The sequence below is a fragment of the Pseudoxanthomonas sp. LARHCG66 genome (assembly GCF_052871755.1).
The window spans coordinates 999,704-1,016,226 of the sequence record NZ_JBIXJW010000001.1; the positions used below are offsets into that span (position 1 = coordinate 999,704).

General features: G+C 67.2%; 16 protein-coding genes. 8 read left to right on the forward strand and 8 right to left on the reverse strand.

Translation table 11 applies throughout. The features are described 5' to 3' along the window. Positions 1-7 precede the first annotated feature (7 nt). Together ACIPRS_RS04810 and ACIPRS_RS04815 are read left to right on the forward strand one after the other, a co-directional pair. On the forward strand, positions 8-1,834 hold the full coding sequence (locus tag ACIPRS_RS04810; protein ID WP_446537693.1) for a tetratricopeptide repeat-containing sulfotransferase family protein: 1,827 nt from the start codon (positions 8-10) through the stop codon (positions 1,832-1,834). A gap of 4 nt (positions 1,835-1,838) precedes the next feature. Next, positions 1,839-2,432 (forward strand): 2OG-Fe(II) oxygenase, encoded by a 594-nt coding sequence (locus ACIPRS_RS04815; protein WP_446537694.1) that lies wholly within the window; start codon positions 1,839-1,841, stop codon positions 2,430-2,432. 8 nt (positions 2,433-2,440) lie between these two features. Here ACIPRS_RS04815 and ACIPRS_RS04820 read toward each other — a convergent pair whose 3' ends face one another. The 6 genes from ACIPRS_RS04820 to ACIPRS_RS04845 all read right to left on the reverse strand — a co-directional run bounded on the left by ACIPRS_RS04820 (position 2,441) and on the right by ACIPRS_RS04845 (position 9,095). Beyond that, entirely contained in the window at positions 2,441-3,736 is a 1,296-nt protein-coding gene (locus tag ACIPRS_RS04820) for an aspartyl/asparaginyl beta-hydroxylase domain-containing protein (RefSeq protein ID WP_446537695.1), read from the reverse strand. A 70-nt stretch (positions 3,737-3,806) separates the two neighbouring features. After that, entirely contained in the window at positions 3,807-4,706 is a 900-nt protein-coding gene (locus ACIPRS_RS04825) for a DUF4097 family beta strand repeat-containing protein (RefSeq protein WP_192200310.1), read from the reverse strand. Between the two features lie 10 nt (positions 4,707-4,716). Further along, complete coding sequence (locus ACIPRS_RS04830; RefSeq protein ID WP_337730518.1) at positions 4,717-5,196, reverse strand: hypothetical protein; 480 nt, start codon at positions 5,194-5,196, stop codon at positions 4,717-4,719. Then, a complete protein-coding gene (locus ACIPRS_RS04835; RefSeq protein WP_337730519.1) occupies positions 5,193-5,783 on the reverse strand; it encodes an RNA polymerase sigma factor in 591 nt (196 codons plus the stop codon). Before ACIPRS_RS04835 ends, ACIPRS_RS04830 begins: the two co-directional genes overlap by 4 nt. A 219-nt stretch (positions 5,784-6,002) precedes the next feature. Next, positions 6,003-7,793 carry a phosphoenolpyruvate carboxykinase (GTP) gene (locus ACIPRS_RS04840; RefSeq protein ID WP_446537696.1) on the reverse strand — a complete coding sequence of 597 codons (1,791 nt, stop codon included), beginning with the start codon at positions 7,791-7,793 and terminating at the stop codon, positions 6,003-6,005. Positions 7,794-8,351: 558 nt separating this feature from the next. Then, positions 8,352-9,095 (reverse strand): helix-turn-helix domain-containing protein, encoded by a 744-nt coding sequence (locus ACIPRS_RS04845; protein WP_446537697.1) that lies wholly within the window; start codon positions 9,093-9,095, stop codon positions 8,352-8,354. 108 nt (positions 9,096-9,203) lie between these two features. Between ACIPRS_RS04845 and ACIPRS_RS04850 the strand changes: the two genes are divergently transcribed. The 3 genes from ACIPRS_RS04850 to ACIPRS_RS04860 all read left to right on the forward strand — a co-directional run bounded on the left by ACIPRS_RS04850 (position 9,204) and on the right by ACIPRS_RS04860 (position 11,085). Next, complete coding sequence (locus tag ACIPRS_RS04850; protein WP_446537698.1) at positions 9,204-9,650, forward strand: hypothetical protein; 447 nt, start codon at positions 9,204-9,206, stop codon at positions 9,648-9,650. A 7-nt stretch (positions 9,651-9,657) separates the two neighbouring features. Next, positions 9,658-10,473: a DUF2145 domain-containing protein gene (locus ACIPRS_RS04855; protein WP_446537699.1), complete on the forward strand. Its 816-nt coding sequence runs from the start codon at positions 9,658-9,660 to the stop codon at positions 10,471-10,473. Positions 10,474-10,638: 165 nt separating this feature from the next. Next, the gene (locus tag ACIPRS_RS04860) at positions 10,639-11,085 is read left to right on the forward strand and encodes a hypothetical protein (RefSeq protein ID WP_446537700.1); all 447 of its coding nucleotides are present in this window, start codon (positions 10,639-10,641) and stop codon (positions 11,083-11,085) included. A gap of 117 nt (positions 11,086-11,202) precedes the next feature. Here ACIPRS_RS04860 and ACIPRS_RS04865 read toward each other — a convergent pair whose 3' ends face one another. Further along, positions 11,203-11,802, reverse strand: coding sequence for a TetR/AcrR family transcriptional regulator (locus ACIPRS_RS04865; protein WP_337730525.1), 600 nt, complete (start codon positions 11,800-11,802; stop codon positions 11,203-11,205). Between the two features lie 211 nt (positions 11,803-12,013). Here ACIPRS_RS04865 and ACIPRS_RS04870 point away from each other — a divergent pair, with 211 nt between their 5' ends. The 3 genes from ACIPRS_RS04870 (at position 12,014) to ACIPRS_RS04880 (ending at position 16,049) form a co-directional block, all read left to right on the forward strand. After that, positions 12,014-12,907, forward strand: coding sequence for an alpha/beta fold hydrolase (locus tag ACIPRS_RS04870; protein ID WP_446537701.1), 894 nt, complete (start codon positions 12,014-12,016; stop codon positions 12,905-12,907). Further along, the gene (locus tag ACIPRS_RS04875) at positions 12,904-15,381 is read left to right on the forward strand and encodes an acyl-CoA dehydrogenase (protein ID WP_446537702.1); all 2,478 of its coding nucleotides are present in this window, start codon (positions 12,904-12,906) and stop codon (positions 15,379-15,381) included. Before ACIPRS_RS04870 ends, ACIPRS_RS04875 begins: the two co-directional genes overlap by 4 nt. A 194-nt stretch (positions 15,382-15,575) precedes the next feature. Beyond that, positions 15,576-16,049, forward strand: coding sequence for a hotdog fold domain-containing protein (locus tag ACIPRS_RS04880; protein WP_446537703.1), 474 nt, complete (start codon positions 15,576-15,578; stop codon positions 16,047-16,049). A gap of 118 nt (positions 16,050-16,167) precedes the next feature. Here ACIPRS_RS04880 and ACIPRS_RS04885 read toward each other — a convergent pair whose 3' ends face one another. Next, positions 16,168-16,518 (reverse strand): DUF1304 domain-containing protein, encoded by a 351-nt coding sequence (locus ACIPRS_RS04885; RefSeq protein ID WP_337730529.1) that lies wholly within the window; start codon positions 16,516-16,518, stop codon positions 16,168-16,170. Between the last annotated feature and the right edge of the window lie 5 nt (positions 16,519-16,523).

Consider the following 16,523-nt stretch of genomic DNA (forward strand, 5'->3'; position numbering starts at 1 on the left):
TTCCGGGATGAATCGCAGCTCCATCGCCAGCATCGTTGACGCCTACGAGTCCGGGCGCTACGCGGTCGCACTGACGTTGTGCCGGGCCGCCCTGGAGGACCAGCCGGAGGATCCGTCGCTGTGGACGCTCATGGGCATGGTCCTGCAGGCTCAGGGGCAGTTCCCCGGCGCGGTTGCGGCATACGAACGCATGGCGGCCAGGCATCCGGGGGTGCTCGCGCATTGGGCCAACCTCGGCGCTGCCGCACGCATGGCGGGTGACTACCAGAAGGCGGATCACGCGTACCAGCGTGCAGTGGCGATCGACCCGGGCCGCGTATCCTTGCTCATCGATCACGGCCTGTTGCTGTTGGAAATGGGGCGACTGGGGGAGGCAAGGCATCGTTTCCTCGACGCGGTGGACTTGGCGCCCGGGTCGGCGGAAGCCCGCATCAACGCCGCACTTGCCTGTTTCGAATGCGGCGACGCGCAACGTGCAGCGACGTTGATCCCATGCGAAAGCGAATGGCTCGCCCTGCCGCCGGATCTCAAACACGAACTTGCCACGGTCCTGATGCAGGTCGGACGGACCGACGATGCCGAACGGCTGCTGTTGTCCGCCGAACCCGACAGCGTCGGCACGATCGTGCGGCTCGCCCAGTTGCTCGAACGCACCAACCGCATCGGTCGCGCCAGGGAATTGGTCTCGCAACTCGAACATCGTGTTGAATCGCTGAACCTGCACGAACGCATCGACCTGCTGCAACTGCAGGCGGCCATCGCCATGCGCGACAAGAACTACGCGCAGGCACTGGCTGCATCGAAGGCAATCCTGGACCGCACGCCGCACTTGCAGGCCGAGACCACTGCCTTGTTCACGCTCGCCAGCATTGCGGACAAGCAGGGGCGACCAGCCGATGCGATGTCCTGCCTCGAGAAGGTCCACGCCATCCAGTTCCGGCTTGCGGCTGACGTCGTGCCGGAGATCGCGCATTCCGGTGCCGAGCCGCTCAAGGTGTCCAGCAAATGGCTGACTGCGGACGAAGGCGCGTTCCGCCACGACCCCCGCGCGCCGTCAGCGGGTGACTCCCCCGTCTTCATCGTCGGCTTTCCGCGCTCCGGCACCACCATGCTGGAACAGATGCTGGACGCCCACCCGCATTACGCCTCGATGGACGAACGCGCCACGCTGCAGCGCTGCATCGAGCGGATGGAAGCGCGTGGCGTCGAGTATCCGCATGGACTGGACATGCTCGATGGTGCGGCGGCCGACGAGCTGCGCGCCGTGTACTGGTCCGAAGTCGCCAAGGTCATCACCCTGCAGCCCGGGCAGCAGCTGGTCGACAAGAACCCGCTCAACATGCTGCGCCTGCCGATGATCCTGCGCCTGTTCCCCAACGCAAAGATCATCCTGGCACTGCGCCACCCCTGCGACGTGCTGCTCAGCTGCTACATGCAGAATTTCCGCTCACCCGCCTTCATGGTGCTGTGCTCCAGCCTGGAGCGGCTGGCGAAAAGCTACGTCAATGCGATGAAGTTCTGGATCCATCACCAGGCATTGCTGGCACCCGACACGCTGGTGCTGCGCTACGAGGACACCGTCGGCGATTTCCCCGCGCAGGTGGAACGCATCGGCAGCTTCCTGGGCATCCAGGACCGCGACTTCCTCGCGCAGTTCAGCCAGCACGCCGCGCGCAAGGGTTACATCAGCACGCCCAGCTATTCGCAGGTGGTGGAGCCGGTCAATGCGCGCGCCGTCGGCCGCTGGCAACCCTATTCGCGCTGGCTGGTGCCCGCGCTGCCCATCCTGCAACCCGTGGCCGACCACTGGGGCTACGACCTCACCGTACGATGACCCCATGAAAGCGCTGGCCGACTACATCCGCATCTACGACGACGCACTGCCGGCGGCGTTCTGCCAGCAGCTGATCGATGGCTTCGAGTCTTCCACGCAATTCCAGGCGCCCAACGGGCGTGGCTACCGGCCAGCGCTGGACGACAGCCGCTGGACCGAGTTGAATCTCACCCGCCTGGCCGATCCCGCCTTCGTCGGGTTCTTCATGACCCGCATCGAGGAAGCCCTGGCACGCTACAACGCAGACCTGTCGCTGACCCTGCCCGTACCGCTGCGCCCGCGCATCGACCGGCTGACGATGAAGAAGTACCGCGCCAATGCAGGCGAAGGCTTCCAGCCGCATTTCGATTCCGTCGACGAGGTCGCGGGGCGCTACATGGTGTTCCTGTGGTACCTCAACGACGTGCAGGAAGGCGGCAGCACCCGCTTCATGGACCTGGGGGTCGACGTGCAGCCACGCGCGGGACGGCTGCTGGTGTTTCCGCCGTACTGGATGTTCCAGCACGTGGGCAACGCGCCGGTTTCGAACGACAAGTACATCCTTTCGACCTACCTGCTGTTCGACAAGCCCGGCAGCCCCGAGCACACGCACGAGTAAGGCAGCGATCAGCCCAGGCCCGCCTGCCTGTTGAATCCGCCGATGACCTCCACCAGCTGTTTCAGCGCCTGGGTTTCCTCGGGCCTGAGGCGCGGATGCCAGGTGTCCAGGATCATCACCACGCGCAATTGGCTGCTGTGGTTCCAGGCCTGGTGCAGGTAGGAGTCGTCGAAGGTCACGCAGCGTCCTTCCTGCCAGTCGTGCTGCACCCCGCCCACCTCCAGCGCGCAGTCCGCGGGCACGATCAGCGGCAGGTGGGTGACCACGCGGCTGTTGGTCACCCCATGGTGCGGCTTGATCAGGGTCCCCGGTGACAACAACGAGAACAGCACCTCCGGCGCGTGCGCGTCGATGCGCGTCAGCGGCACCTGCGCCAGCGCCCGGGCGGTGGCGGGACACGCAGCCAGGTGTTCGGGATAGGCCTGCCCATGGCGATGGAAGAAATACGCATCCCACGCGGCCGCGTCGATGTCCTGCCGGCTCGCCAGGAAATCATCCTTGCGTGCAGTGCCACTGAAATCGAGGAAGGGCTGCAATCCGTCGCGCGCCTGCAGCACCTGCTGCAGTTCGGCACGGATCGCATCCGTTGCCTGCTCCAGCGCTTCGTACCACGGGAACAATGCACGCTCGAAATAGGGCTCGGGCTGCAGGTCGGGGATGTACAGGAACGTGGGACGTTGGCGCGGATCCGGGCTGCCGCCCGGCGCGATGCCCAGATAGCCTTCCAGCGCGCGCGTGACCCGCGACAGCGCCTGTGCGCCGTGCTGTTGCTGCAGTGGCGCGATGGCCGAGAAGAACAGGCGGTGCCGGCCTTCATCGATCAGCCGCATGGCGGTCTTCACCCGCTCCCGCAGCTCGGGCGCGGTGGTCGCATCATTGAGCCATCGCCCCTGCGCCTGCGCCGTGGTCACGGCCCGGAAGTACTCCACCAGCGCCGCATCCGGGTCTCCCGACTGCAGGCATTCGGCCAGTTGCAGCCGCGCCGGCGCCGCCTCCGGCATGAGCGCCAGGCCCCGCCGCAGCGCTGCAGTGGCGGCCACCGGATCGTCCAGCCGTTTCAGGCAGGCTCCCAGCTTCAGCCAGGCATCGCCATGGTCGGGCTGGGCGTGCACCAGCGCTTCAAGTTGGCGGGCTGCGGCGGCAGGTTGCTGCAGTGCCACCAGGCTGAGCGCGGCCACCCATTGCAGGTCCGGGTCATGCGGATGTACTTCCAGCCCCTGCCCGGCCGCGGACAGCGCGTGTGCGGCATTGCCGGTTGCCAGGTGGCGTCGCGCCTGCTGGACGTGGAATGCCGCACTCGTCATGCCTGCCTCTGTATCACCGGAAACCCGTCCCGATGATACGGGAGATGCGGCGCGCGTCCGTGCGGCCGACTTACTCCACGCGCACTTCCGCGCTGCCCGAGAACGTCTCCACCGTGACGCGGGCACTGCCGCTGCCGTAGCGGGTGGAGAAACTGGCGCCCGGGCCGCGGCGCTTCTCGATGTCCACGCCCGTGGCCTTCAGGCTGCCGCTGAAGCTCTCGCCACTGACCTGCGCGGACACATCCTTCGGCAGGCGCAGCAGCAGGTCGCCGCTGACCGATTCCATGCTGATCTCGCCACCGGGCGCCAGCGCCGTACTGACATGCGCCGTGCCGCTGACGGTGCTCGCGCTGAGATCGCGGATCTCTTCGCCGGTGACGGCGACTTCGATGCGGCCGGACACCGTCTCGGTGCTGATGTCGCCATTGAGCCGTCCGCGCAGCACGATGTTGCCGCTGACGGTCTGCACGTCCACGTCCGCGCTGTTGAGGGTCAGGTGGGCGCTGCCGCTGACGGTTTCTATGTCCGCTTTCTGCGGTGCGGCGGCGGCGGCCACGCTGCCACTGACACTGCTGATGGAAAGTTCGCCCGAGGCAACGCCGGTCACGTGCACGTCGGCCGCGACCGACTCGATGTCCAGGTCGGCGCGCAACGGCACCATCAACACCAGGTCGGTCGGTCCGGTCTGGTTGCCACCCCAGCCGCTGCTCTTCGGGTAACGCACTTCCACGCTCAGGTGCGGGCCGCCGCCGTCCACCTCCAGGCGCTCCACGCCCTTGCCCAGGGTGCCGGTGATCTTCACCTCGTCGCGCTCCCAGCCGCGCACTTCGATGCGGCCCTTGAGGTTGCTGATGTCCACCCGGCCACGGGCGTCCAGCGGCCGGGTTTCGTTGATGGCGGTCTGCGCCAGCGCCGCGGGCGCCAGCAGTGCGCTGCCCAGCAGCAGCGAGAAAGCGATGGTGGTACGCATGGATAACTCCTCAGGTCATGGCCGCGCGCTGGGTCAGCGCGAGGCGTCGTGCATAGGTGCGGCGCAACTGGTTCAGCAGGAAGTGCGCGTTGGGTTCGGTGGCGATGGCGTGGCGGATCTGCGCGGCGCTCTCGTCCAGCGCATGCAGCGCGGGGGCGATCTCGGGTACGGTCTGCACCTGCGTGTCCAGTTGCGCCAGTGCACCGGTGTAATCGCGGGTCAGCGCGGCGGCTTCGCGCTGGATCAGCGCATCGCCTTCCGGCGCTTTCTGCAGTTGCCAGGTCACCGTGACCGCCAGCAGCACCGACGCGGCCAGGGCAAAGGGCGCCATGCGGCGGCGTGGCGGTGCCACGGCCTGCTGCGGCGTGGCGGCCAGGCGCGCGGCCAGGTCCGGCCACAGATCGCGCGAGGGCGGCGTGTCCTGCCGCAGTGCGCGCAGCTGCCAGCGCAGCGCGTCGTCTGAAAGCGGGGTGGGATCGTGGGGGGTCATGCGTGTCCTCCTAAACGCTCGCGCAGCAGGTGCCGCGCCCGGTGCAACTGTGCTTTTGAACTTCCGACCGCCATGCCCAGCTCGGTGGCGATCTCCTCGTGCTTCCAGCCTTCCACGTCGTACAGCACCAGCACGGCCCGCGCCCGTGGCGGCAGGGTGGCGACGGCGCGCTCCAGGTCCAGCGACAGCGCCGTGCCATGGCCCGCGCTGTCCGCCATGCCCAGGTCGTCCAGCGCGTCCTCGTCGTCATCGAAGCGGGGACCGCTGCGGCGGCTGCGCAGTTCCATCAGCGCGGTGGTCACCGCCAGGCGATGCAGCCAGGTGGAGAAAGCACTCTCGAAGCGGAACGCCGGCAATGCCTGCCACGCCCGCACGAACGCTTCCTGCGTCAGGTCTTCCGCCCGCACGCCCTGCCCGCCCACCAGCCGCTGGATGACGCCATGCACGCGGCCCGCATGGCGGCGGTAGAGCGCCTCGAACGCCCGCATGTCGCCACCCGCAGCCGAACGGGCCAGTGCAGTGTCCTGGGCGGCGGAGGCCTCCGGGGCGAGGCTGTCAGCGAAAGGTTCGATCACGGCATTCAGCATACTGACTGGGATGCAGCCGGGAACGCAGGGGTTTAGAGCTGCACGGCATTTTCCGCCGGCGATTGTTCAGCCTGGAACTCATGGCCCTCTCCCCGTGCGCAGATCCCCTCTCCCCGTGGAACGACGGGAAGGAAAGCCGGACGCAAGAAAAAGCCCCGCGGCGTCCGGGGTGGACGCACACGGGGCGTGCGCAGGAAACAGGATGCGCGAGGCGGGGAATCAGTGCGCCAGGCGGGCCGCGATGCGTTGCTGTTCGTCCTTCAGTGCCTGCGGGGTGCGGTCGCCGAATTCCTGCAGGTACTCGCCGATGCTGGCGAACTCGGCCTGCCAGCCGGCGCGGTCGAAGCCGAACAGCAGCTCGTGCGCTTCATCGCTCAGTGCCACGCCGTCCAGATTGAGGTCTTCGGCGCGCGGCAGGTGGCCGATCGGCGTTTCCACCGCGTCCGCCTTGCCCTCGACGCGCTGGATCATCCACTCCAGCACGCGCAGGTTCTCGCCGAAGCCAGGCCACAGGAATTTGCCGTCGCCGCCCTTGCGGAACCAGTTGACGTGGAAGATCTTGGGAAGCTTCGCATCGGTATCGCCGAACGACAGCCAGTGGGCGAAGTAGTCGGCGAAGTTGTAGCCGCAGAACGGCTTCATCGCCATCGGGTCGCGACGCATCACGCCCACCGCGCCGGTCGCGGCGGCCGTGGTCTCAGAACCCATCGCCGCGCCGACCAGCACGCCGTGCGTCCAGTCGCGCGCTTCGAACACCAGCGGCACCAGCGAGGCGCGACGGCCGCCGAAGACGATGGCGCTGATCGGCACGCCCTGCGGATCTTCCGCCTTGGCCGAATAGCTCGGGCACTGGCGCGCGGAGACGGTGAAACGCGAGTTGGGGTGCGCGGCCGGACCGTTGGCCGGGTCGTACTTGCGCCCCTGCCAGTCCAATGCCGGCGTGCGCGAATCCAGTCCTTCCCACCACGGCTCCTGCTCGTCGGTGACGGCGACGTTGGTGAAGATGGTGTGGTGGCTGATGGTGGCCAACGCATTGGGGTTGGAACTGTCGGACGTTCCCGGCGCCACGCCGAAGAAGCCGGCTTCCGGATTGATCGCGTACAGGCGGCCGTCGGCGCCGGGGCGCATCCAGCAGATGTCGTCGCCGACCGTCCACACCTTCCACCCGGCCTGGCGGTAGCCTTCCGGCGGAATCAGCATGGCCAGGTTGGTCTTGCCGCACGCCGACGGGAACGCCGCCGCGATGTAGTGCGTCTCGCCCTGCGGGTTCTCGATGCCGACGATCAGCATGTGCTCGGCCAACCAGCCCTCGCTGCGCGCCTGGTGCGAAGCGATGCGCAGCGCGTGGCACTTCTTGCCCAGCAGCGCGTTGCCGCCGTAGCCGGAGCCGAAGCTCTTGATGGTCAGCTCATCCGGGAAATGCATGATGAAGCGGCGGTCCGGGTCCAGCTCGCCGGTCGAGTGCAGGCCCTTCACGAACGTCCCTTCCCGCTCGATGCGCGCCAGCGCCGGCGCGCCCATGCGGGTCATGATGCGCATGTTGGCCACCACGTATGGCGAATCGGTGATCTCCACGCCGCAGCGCGACAGCGGCGAATCGATCGGGCCCATGCAGTAGGGGATCACGTACAGCGTGCGCCCGCGCATGCAGCCGGCGAACAGCGCATCCATCTTCGCGTGGGCCTCGGCCGGGGCCATCCAGTGGTTGTTGGGGCCGGCGTCTTCCTGCTGCGGCGTGCAGACGAAGGTCAGGTGCTCCACGCGCGCCACGTCGCTCGGGCTGGAGCGGTGCAGCCAGCTGTGCGGGTGGGTTTCGGGATTCAGCGGCAGCAGGGTGCCGTCGGCCAGCATCTGCTTCGTCAGCAGCGTGTTCTCGGCATCGCTGCCGTCGCACCAGTGGATGTGGTCGGGTTGGGTGAGCGCGGCAACCTCGGCAACCCAGGCATTCAACGCGGCAAGCGAACTGCCCGGAAAATCGTTGCGTTTGAAAACATCGACCGCTGCGTTCATGCCACGCCCTCGAAAAGTGAGACCAAAATGATACCAATGTCCTGTCCCCGTGACGAGGAGAACGCGGCCAGGGTCGGCGGGCGGTCAGCCCAAGGGGGGATGCCGGGCGAACCCTGTCGCAGGCACGAGGTTGCGTCTCACGGCCGTGCGAGAAATCGCGGAGTGCGAGGCTCGGAGCCGTGTCGATGGGGCTCCGAGGGCCGGGGATGGAGATTGGAAGGCCGTTGATGGGGCTCGGAAGCCGATCGATGAGGCTCCGGGAGCCATCGGTCGCGCCCGCCATGCCGTCGATGGGGCTTCTGCACTCCCATCGATGGCTTTCTGAAAGCCATCGATGGCACTCGCAGAGCCATCGATCGGGCACCGAGCCTCATCGATCAGGCTCGGACAGCCCGCGATGGAGCTCATAGACCCATCGACGGAGCTCCGAGGGCCATGTCGATGGAGCTCACCGGGTCATCGATGCAGCTCGAGGGGCGATCGATGGAGCTCTGAAGCCCATCGATGGGATTCCGGGCCCCATCGATGGCACTCCGGGCCCGATCTCCGCCACAGCGCTTACCCGTCGCGCGAGCGCCGGTACGGATTGAACAGCTGCAGCAGCCAGGGCTTCTGCGCCAGCACCAGGCTGACGCCGACGCGGTCTTCCGCCGGCAGCGTGGCATCGCGGGCCAGCAGCGCATCGAACTCGCGCGCGACTTCCTCCAGTCGCTGGCGCACCTGCTTCACCCCGTCGATGCTCAGGCTGCCGCTGAGCAGCAGCAGTGCGTCCTGTTCGCCATCGAACGGATCGGCGAAGTAGTCGGTCAGCAGGGTCAGCCGGAAGTAGCGCTCCATGGGCCCATCGGCGCGCCAGCGGAAATTGCGTGCCGTCAGCGCGCGGCCACGGTTGCCGGGCATGAGTTCGATGATGCCCAGCCGGTCCAGCTTCACCAGCAGGCCGGTCCACTGCGCGGGCGTAAAGCCGAAGTGCCCCATCACGTCGTCCTCGCGCCAGCGGTTGAGCGTGAGGAACAGCGCCATCAGCAGCGGCGGATCGTCCACCAGCGCCTGTTCCTGCGCTTCGCTCAACTGCGCCATCGCCTTGCGCCCGCGCGAGGCTTCGGCGCTGAGCTCGGCCAGGCCCACGTCCAGCACGTCGCAGACCTGCTCCAGCCGCTGCAGGCTCATCGCGCGGCGGGAGAACATGCGCTTCACCGCCGCCTCGCTCATGCGGATGCGCGCGGCCAGGTCGCGGTAGGTCATGTCCTGCGCGCGCAGGCAACGCTTCAGTGCATCAACCAGCTCCACCGAGACGGCCATGGGTAGCGGATTCCTATACCTGTCGTTCCGCCAGAGCTTACCTTGTCGATGATCCTTGAATCCCTGCGAAGCCTGCGCCCACCCTCCGGCGTCCCTGGAGGAACCCGCATGCGCCGCCTGATCGCCCGCTCACTGACCCTGGCCCTGGCCACCGCGCTCTCCGGCGGCGTCGCCCTGCCCACCCACGCCGCGCCGCAATCCGATGGCGCCAGCCGGATGTCGCAGGCCAGCCTGGAGGCGTCCATCGAAGTGCCGGTGGCGGTGATCCATGCACTGGGCCACGGCGCCTCCGCGGTGGTCAGCGGCGTGGCCGTGGTCGCCGGCAGCGTGGCGGTGACGGTCTCCGTCGCGGCGGCGGGCGTGGTGGCCGGCGCGTCGTTCGTGGTCTACCTGAGCGCGGAGGCAATCCGGCGCCTGGGCATCGCGGTCGGCACGGCGATCAGCGTCACCGTGGTGGCGACGGGATGGATCCTGAGCGCCGCGGGTGAAGCGCTGTGCTTCATCGCCAACGACACCGCGCGCCCGCATATCCACAGCCATCGCTACGGCGGGTGATCGCGTGATGCGCGCGCTCGCGATTCTGGGTTTCGTCTTCGTCCTCGCGCTGTCAGGGACGGCACGCGCGGGCGATGCCTGCCAGTCGTTGGAGATGCCGCCGTACAAGGTGGCGGAAGCAGCCCGCACCGCGCTGCTGGCGGCGCAGCAGTTGGACGAGGTGGACGCACCCGTCGCACTGATCGCGCGCGTCGGCACCGACCTGTCGAAGCAGGGCCTGGTCTACAGCCACGCGGGCTTCGCCGTGCGCGACCACGCGCAGGGGCGCTGGACAGTGGTGCACCTGCTCAACGAATGCGGCAGCGACCGCTCCGGCTTGTACGCGCAGGGGCTGGTGAACTTCTTCGCCGACGACCTGGTGAACCAGGACCTGCGCATCGTCTGGTTCGCACCCGACGTCGCCGGCCGTCTCGCGCAGCGCCTGCAGCAGATGCCGCGCCACAGCCTGCACCATCCGCGTTACAACCTGATCGCACGTCCCGGCAGCGAGGACTACCAGAACTCCACCGCGTGGATCGTGGAGGTGATGGCCGCGGCGCTGGCCGACCGTGGCATCTACGACCGCCGCAGCGCGTACGCGTTCGCGCGGGACGACGGCTTCGTGCCGGATACGGTGCACGTCGCGTACTCCAAGCGCGTGCTGGGCGGACTGTTCTCCGCCAATACCGACTTCACCGACCACCCGGTCGGCACGCGATTGTCCGGCGACTATCCCGTCGTCACCGTGCGTTCGATCTTCCAGTGGCTGGAGCGCAGCGGGTATGTGCGCGAGCAGCGGGAATGGCGGGGTGGTGTGCGGCAGGCGGCGATGGGGCCGGCGTGAAGTCTCGAACTCCGCTAGACATCCACCATGATCGATTCGAGACGATCTGATGGGTAGCAATACCGGCTGTTTTTTGACGCTCGCAGGCATGCCGCGTCCACATCCACCCAAACCACGGCCCTTACATCGCCACCTACATCATCGTTGGGCGCCACAGGAAGATTCATGATCATTGAAGCACTGCTCGCGCTGTCCGTCGCCGCCGGAAATGACAAAGCGTTCGAGTTGGCCGGGGCTCGCATCGGCCTTGGCTACATGGAGCTTCGGCAGCAGCGCCCGGAGATGCAATGCGAAGTTTCCTGCGCTGACCCAACCGCACAGGTGCTCGGACGTACGGGCAACCTCTGGGTAGGTATTGGTCACGGAGCGATCAACCAGTTGGCGTTTCGGTTTGTTCCGGAACTCACGGACCTGGAAGCGGCGTCCGTGTCCAGCGCCTACCACGCGCTCTATGGAGAACCCGCGCGACGCAACGCGTTCGACGGCTGCGAAGAATGGGATCGGGTCGGCGGCACTATCGTGTTGTGCGTCAGGAACGGCCTCTCGCTTACCTACTGGAAGGACGAACACTGGGGCGTGACCGAGAGCGTGATCCCGGATGCTGCCAAATGATTCAATGACGCCGCCGCTGCTTCGCGGCGCGTCTTGAGTCTGCTCCGTAGGGTGGGCCTTGGCCCACCATCGACGACGCGCTCACGCGCGGTGGGCCAAGGCCCACCCTACGAGGCGTCAGGTCGGGATCAACGTCGAGATGACGTGTTCGAGGTAGGTCTCGAATTCTTCCGAGGTCATCCGCGGCTGCTGCAGTTGCAGCGACAACTGCAGGAAGCCCACATAGGCCGCGTACGTCAGGCGCGCGCGGTGGGTCGCGTCGGTCCGCTGCAGGCCGGCCTGGCGGAACATGGCGACCAGATAGTCCAGGCGACGCTGGGAGATGCGGTCGATCACGGGCTGCACGGACGGGTGGTCCAGCGCCTTCAGCAACTCGCTGTAGATGATGTGCGGCTTCACTTCGTGGCCGACGAGCTGGAACAGCGTCCGCAGGCGCTCGCGCGGATCGGCGACCTTTTCCAGGCTGCCGAAGATGTTCTCCTGCTCGCCCGCCTCCCAACGTTCCAGCGCCGCCTGCAGCAGCGCGTCACGTGACGGAAAGTGCCAGTAGAAGCTGCCCTTCGTCACGCCAAGACGCCGCGCCAAAGGCTCCACCGCGACCGCCGAGACACCCTGCTCCGCGATCAGGTCGAGGGCGGCCTGCGCCCAGTCATCGGCGCTGAGGCGCGCGGTGCGGGCGGGGGGAGAAGAGGGGCTTTCCGGACTGGGTGTGCTCATGTTCCGCATTTAACCATACGCCGGGGTGTGTAGCGGTACGTTTGCTGCGGCGCGTCATAAATAAAGGCAAATCAATCGGTTGCATTTGAAACGCTTGCGCGGGATCGATTGACTGCTCTAAATGCGAGAGCCCATACTAGCCCGTATGGTCACACCCCCCTCCCCTGCCTCTTTCCGCTTCGACGGTGACACTGCTGCCGCATCGGATCGCATGCTGCCGGGACAGGGGAATGTCGCCTTGGCGATCCGTCGCTTTGCATCGCCACGCGCGCTCCAGGGACATCCTGCATTGATCTATGCACACGGTTTCGGGCAGACGCGCGGTGCGTGGAACCGCACCGGCGAAGCCATGGCGGCACACGGTTACGCGGGCCTCGCCTACGACGCGCGCGGCCACGGCGAATCGTCGCGCAACGCGGCCGACATGCCCTACACCGGTGACCAGTTCGCCGACGATCTGATCGTGGTGGCCGGGGAACAATCCGAGCCGCCGGTGCTGGTGGGCGCTTCGATGGGCGGGCTGTTCGGGCTGATCGCCGAGTCGCGCTGGCCCGGCCTGTTCCGCGCGATGGTGCTGGTCGACATCACCCCGCGCTGGGAGCACGCCGGCCTGCAGCGCATCCTCGCCTTCATGACGGCGTTCCCCGACGGTTTCGCATCGCTCGAGCACGCGGCCGACATCATCGCCGCCTACCAGCCGCAGCGTCGTACGCGCAAATCGGCAGACGACCTGCGCGAGCTGCTGCGCGAAGGCGACGATGGTCGCTGGCGCTGGCACTGGGATCCTCGCCTGGTCGACGAACTGGCCCGCGACAGCGCCCAGCACCAGGACGCCATCGCCGAGGCTGCGCGCCAGGTACAGTGCCCCGTGCTGCTGATCAGCGGTGGCCGCAGCGACCTGGTCTCGGAGAAGACCGTCGACGAGTTCAAGGCCCTGGTGCCGCATGCGCGCCACGCCCACCTGCCGCAGGCCACGCACATGGTGGCCGGCGACGACAACGACGCATTTACCAGCACCGTGCTGGAATACCTGGCGAGCCTGTCGGCCGCGCCGGGTAATGCCGAATCCGATGTAACCGAATCCGTGTCCGGAGCAACCCCATGAGCATCGTCATTCCCTTCATCGCCTTCCTGCTGGCGGGTGCGTTCGCCGCCTATCACCGGATCCGGCTCGCGTACTGGGCCGCCATCACCGCCAGCCTGCTGGTCGCGTGCTGGCTTCTGGGCGCCAATCCCACCGCCACCCTTGTCGCGGCGGTTGTCGTGGTGGCGATCGCGGTGCCGCTGCTGATCCCGGCCATCCGCAAGCCGCTGATCACCGCGCCGGCGCTGGGCTTCCTGCGCCGCGCACTGCCGCCGCTGTCGCAGACCGAACGCATCGCGCTGGAAACCGGCTCGGTCGGCTTCGAAGGCGATCTGTTCACCGGCGACCCCGACTGGAACAAGCTGCTGGCCTATCCCAAGCCGCAGCTCACCGCCGAAGAGCAGGCCTTCCTCGACGGCCCGGTGGAAGAGCTGTGCCGGATGACCAACGACTGGGAAATCACCCACGTCCACGCCGACCTGCCGCCGGAGCTGTGGGACTACATCAAGAAGAACAAGTTCTTCGGCATGATCATTCCCAAGCAGTACGGCGGCCTGGGCTTCTCGGCGCTGGCGCACCACAAGGTGATCCAGAAGATCGCCTCGGTCAGCAGCGTGGTCAGCTCCACCGTCGGCGTGCCGAACTCGCTCGGCCCGGGTGAACTGCTCAACCACTACGGCACGCAGGAACAGAAGGACTACTACCTGCCCCGTCTGGCGATCGGCCAGGAAGTGCCCTGCTTCGGCCTGACCGGACCGTTCGCCGGCTCCGATGCGACCTCGATCCCCGACTACGGCATCGTCTGCAAGGGCGAGTGGAACGGCGCCAACGTGCTGGGCATCCGCCTGACGTTCGACAAGCGCTACATCACGCTGGCGCCGGTGGCGACGATCATCGGCCTGGCTTTCCGCATGTACGACCCGGACGGCCTGATCGGCGACACGCGCGACATCGGCATCACGCTGGCGCTGCTGCCGCGCGACACCGACGGTGTCGAAGTCGGTCCGCGCCACTTCCCGCTCAACTCCCCGTTCCAGAACGGCCCGGTGCGCGGCAAGGACGTGTTCATCCCGCTCAGCCAGCTGATCGGCGGCGTGGAGATGGCCGGCAAGGGCTGGAACATGCTCAACGAATGCCTCGCCGTGGGTCGCTCGATCACCCTGCCCTCCACCGCCAGCGGTGGTGCGAAGGCTGGTGCGCGCGTCACCGGCGCCTATGCACGCATCCGCAAGCAGTTCGGCCTGTCGGTCGGCCGCTTCGAAGGCGTGGAAGAGGCGCTGGCCCGCATCGGCGGCAAGGCCTATGCGATCAGTGCGCTGTCGCAGGCCACCGCCGCCGCCGTGGACCGCGGCGACGTGCCATCGGTGCCGTCCGCCATCGCCAAGTACCACTGCACGAACATGGGCCGCGACGTCGCCAAGGACGTGATGGACATCGTCGGCGGCAAGGGCATCATCCTGGGCCCGCGCAACTTCGCCGGTCGCGCGTGGCAGGCCTCGCCCATCGCGATCACGGTGGAAGGCGCGAACATCATGACCCGCAGCCTGCTGATCTTCGGCCAGGGGTCGATCCTGTGCCATCCCTACATCATCAAGGAGATGCGCGCCGCGCAGGATCCGGACACCCGGGCCGGCGTGAACATGCTGGATGCCGTGCTGTATCCGCACATCGGTGGCGCGATCTCCAACGCGGTGCGTTCGTTCTGGTTCGGCATCACCGGCTCGAAGATCGGCGCCGCGCCTGGCGATGCATATACGAAGAAGTTCTTCCGCAAGCTCGACCGCTACGCGGCCAACCTGGCACTGCTCACCGACATTTCGCTCGGCGCGCTGGGCGGCAAGCTGAAGTTCAAGGAATCGCTGTCCGGCCGCCTGGGCGACGTGCTGAGCCACCTCTACATGATGAGTGCCGTGCTGAAGCGCCATCATGACGAGGGCACGCCGGAAGCCGACAAGCCGCTGTTGGCCTGGGCCTTCCACAACAGTGCGTACGAGATCGAACTGGCGCTGTCGCAGGCGCTGCGCAACTTCCCGATCAAGCCGCTCGGCTGGCTGCTGTGGCCGGTGGTGTTCCCGTTCGGCCGCCGTGCCGTGGCGCCGGGCGACCGCCTGAGCCATCGCGTGGCGATGCTGCTGATGGCGCCGAACGAAGCACGCGACCGCCTGGGCCAGGGCGTGTTCCTGACCCCGTGCGAGAACAACCCGGGTGGCCGCATCGACAGTTACCTGGCGACCGCCGTCGCCGCCGAGCCGGTCGAACGCAAGTTCCTGAAGGCGTTGAAGACCAAGGACATCGAGGCGCTGGACTACAGCGCGCAACTGGACGAAGGCGTGCGCGAGGGCTGGATCACGGTCGAGGAACGCAAGCTGCTGGAAGAGCTCCGCGCGATCACCCTGGACACGATCACCGTGGACGAATTCGAGACCCACGAGTTGCGTGCGGCCAGCTACTACGACCTGCCACAGAACAAGCGCCAGCCGCGCGAAGCGGCCTGAGGACGCGATCTGATCCCTCTCCCGCCAGCGGGGGAGGGCTGGGGTGTGGGGCGACCGAAGCCCCCTCCCCGTGCGGGTCGTGATGCCATCCGAAGACGGTCGCGGTGCGCAGTGAACCGGCATCACTGTCGCCGCTTGCCCCCCATCCCAACCTTCCCTCGCAAGCGGGGAAGGAGCAGACAAGGAAGCCTTGAATGAGCGCGAATGTCCTCGGGATCTACCGCCGCCTGGAGCGCAAGCCGTTCGGCGCCTGGCTGTTCTCGCGCCTGATCTGCTTCAAGGCGCCCTACTTCGGCAGCATCGGCCCGCGCATGGTGCGGCTCGAACCCGGGCGCGGCGAGGCGACGATCCGCCACCGGCGCTCGGTCACCAACCATCTGGGCACGGTGCATGCGATCGCGCTCTGCAACCTGGCGGAATTCGTCGGCGGGCTGACCACCGACGTCAGCATCCCGCGCTCGATGCGCTGGATTCCCAAGGGCATGACGGTGGAATACCTGAAGAAGGCGGTCGGCACGATGCACGCTGTCGCCACGCCGGCGTTCGAGCCACGCGAATCCACCGACGGTTACGAGCTGCCGATGGAAGTCGTGGTCAGCAACCCGCAGGGCGAACCGGTGTTCCGCGCCCGCATCAGCATGTGGGTGTCGCCGAGGCCCGCGCGATGAGGTGCTGACGTTGTAGGAGCGACGTCAGTCGCGACCGCCCGGCATCCGTTCGCGCGAACAAGCGGCGATGGCGGTTCGAAACGTGCGGTCGCGACTGACGTCGCTCCTACAACCGCGTCTACGACAGCCAGACCGCGCCCAGCGCCGCGATCGCCGGCAGTCCCTGCACGAAGAAGATGCGCTTGTTGACGCTCCAGGCGCCGTAGAGCGCCGCCACGATGACGCACAGCAGGAAGAAGACGACCACGTTCCACTGCGAGGTCAGCAGGCCCCATAGCAGGCCGGCGGCCAGGAACCCGTTGTAGAGCCCCTGGTTGGCGGCCAGCACGCGCGTGGTCTCGGCCTTCTCGGGCGTGTTGCGGAAGGTCTTAAGGCCCAGTGGCTTGGTCCAGAGGAACATCTCCAGGACCAGGAAGTACCCATGCAGCAGTGCCACCAGCACCACCAGTCCCGTCGCGATCACGTCCATTCGCA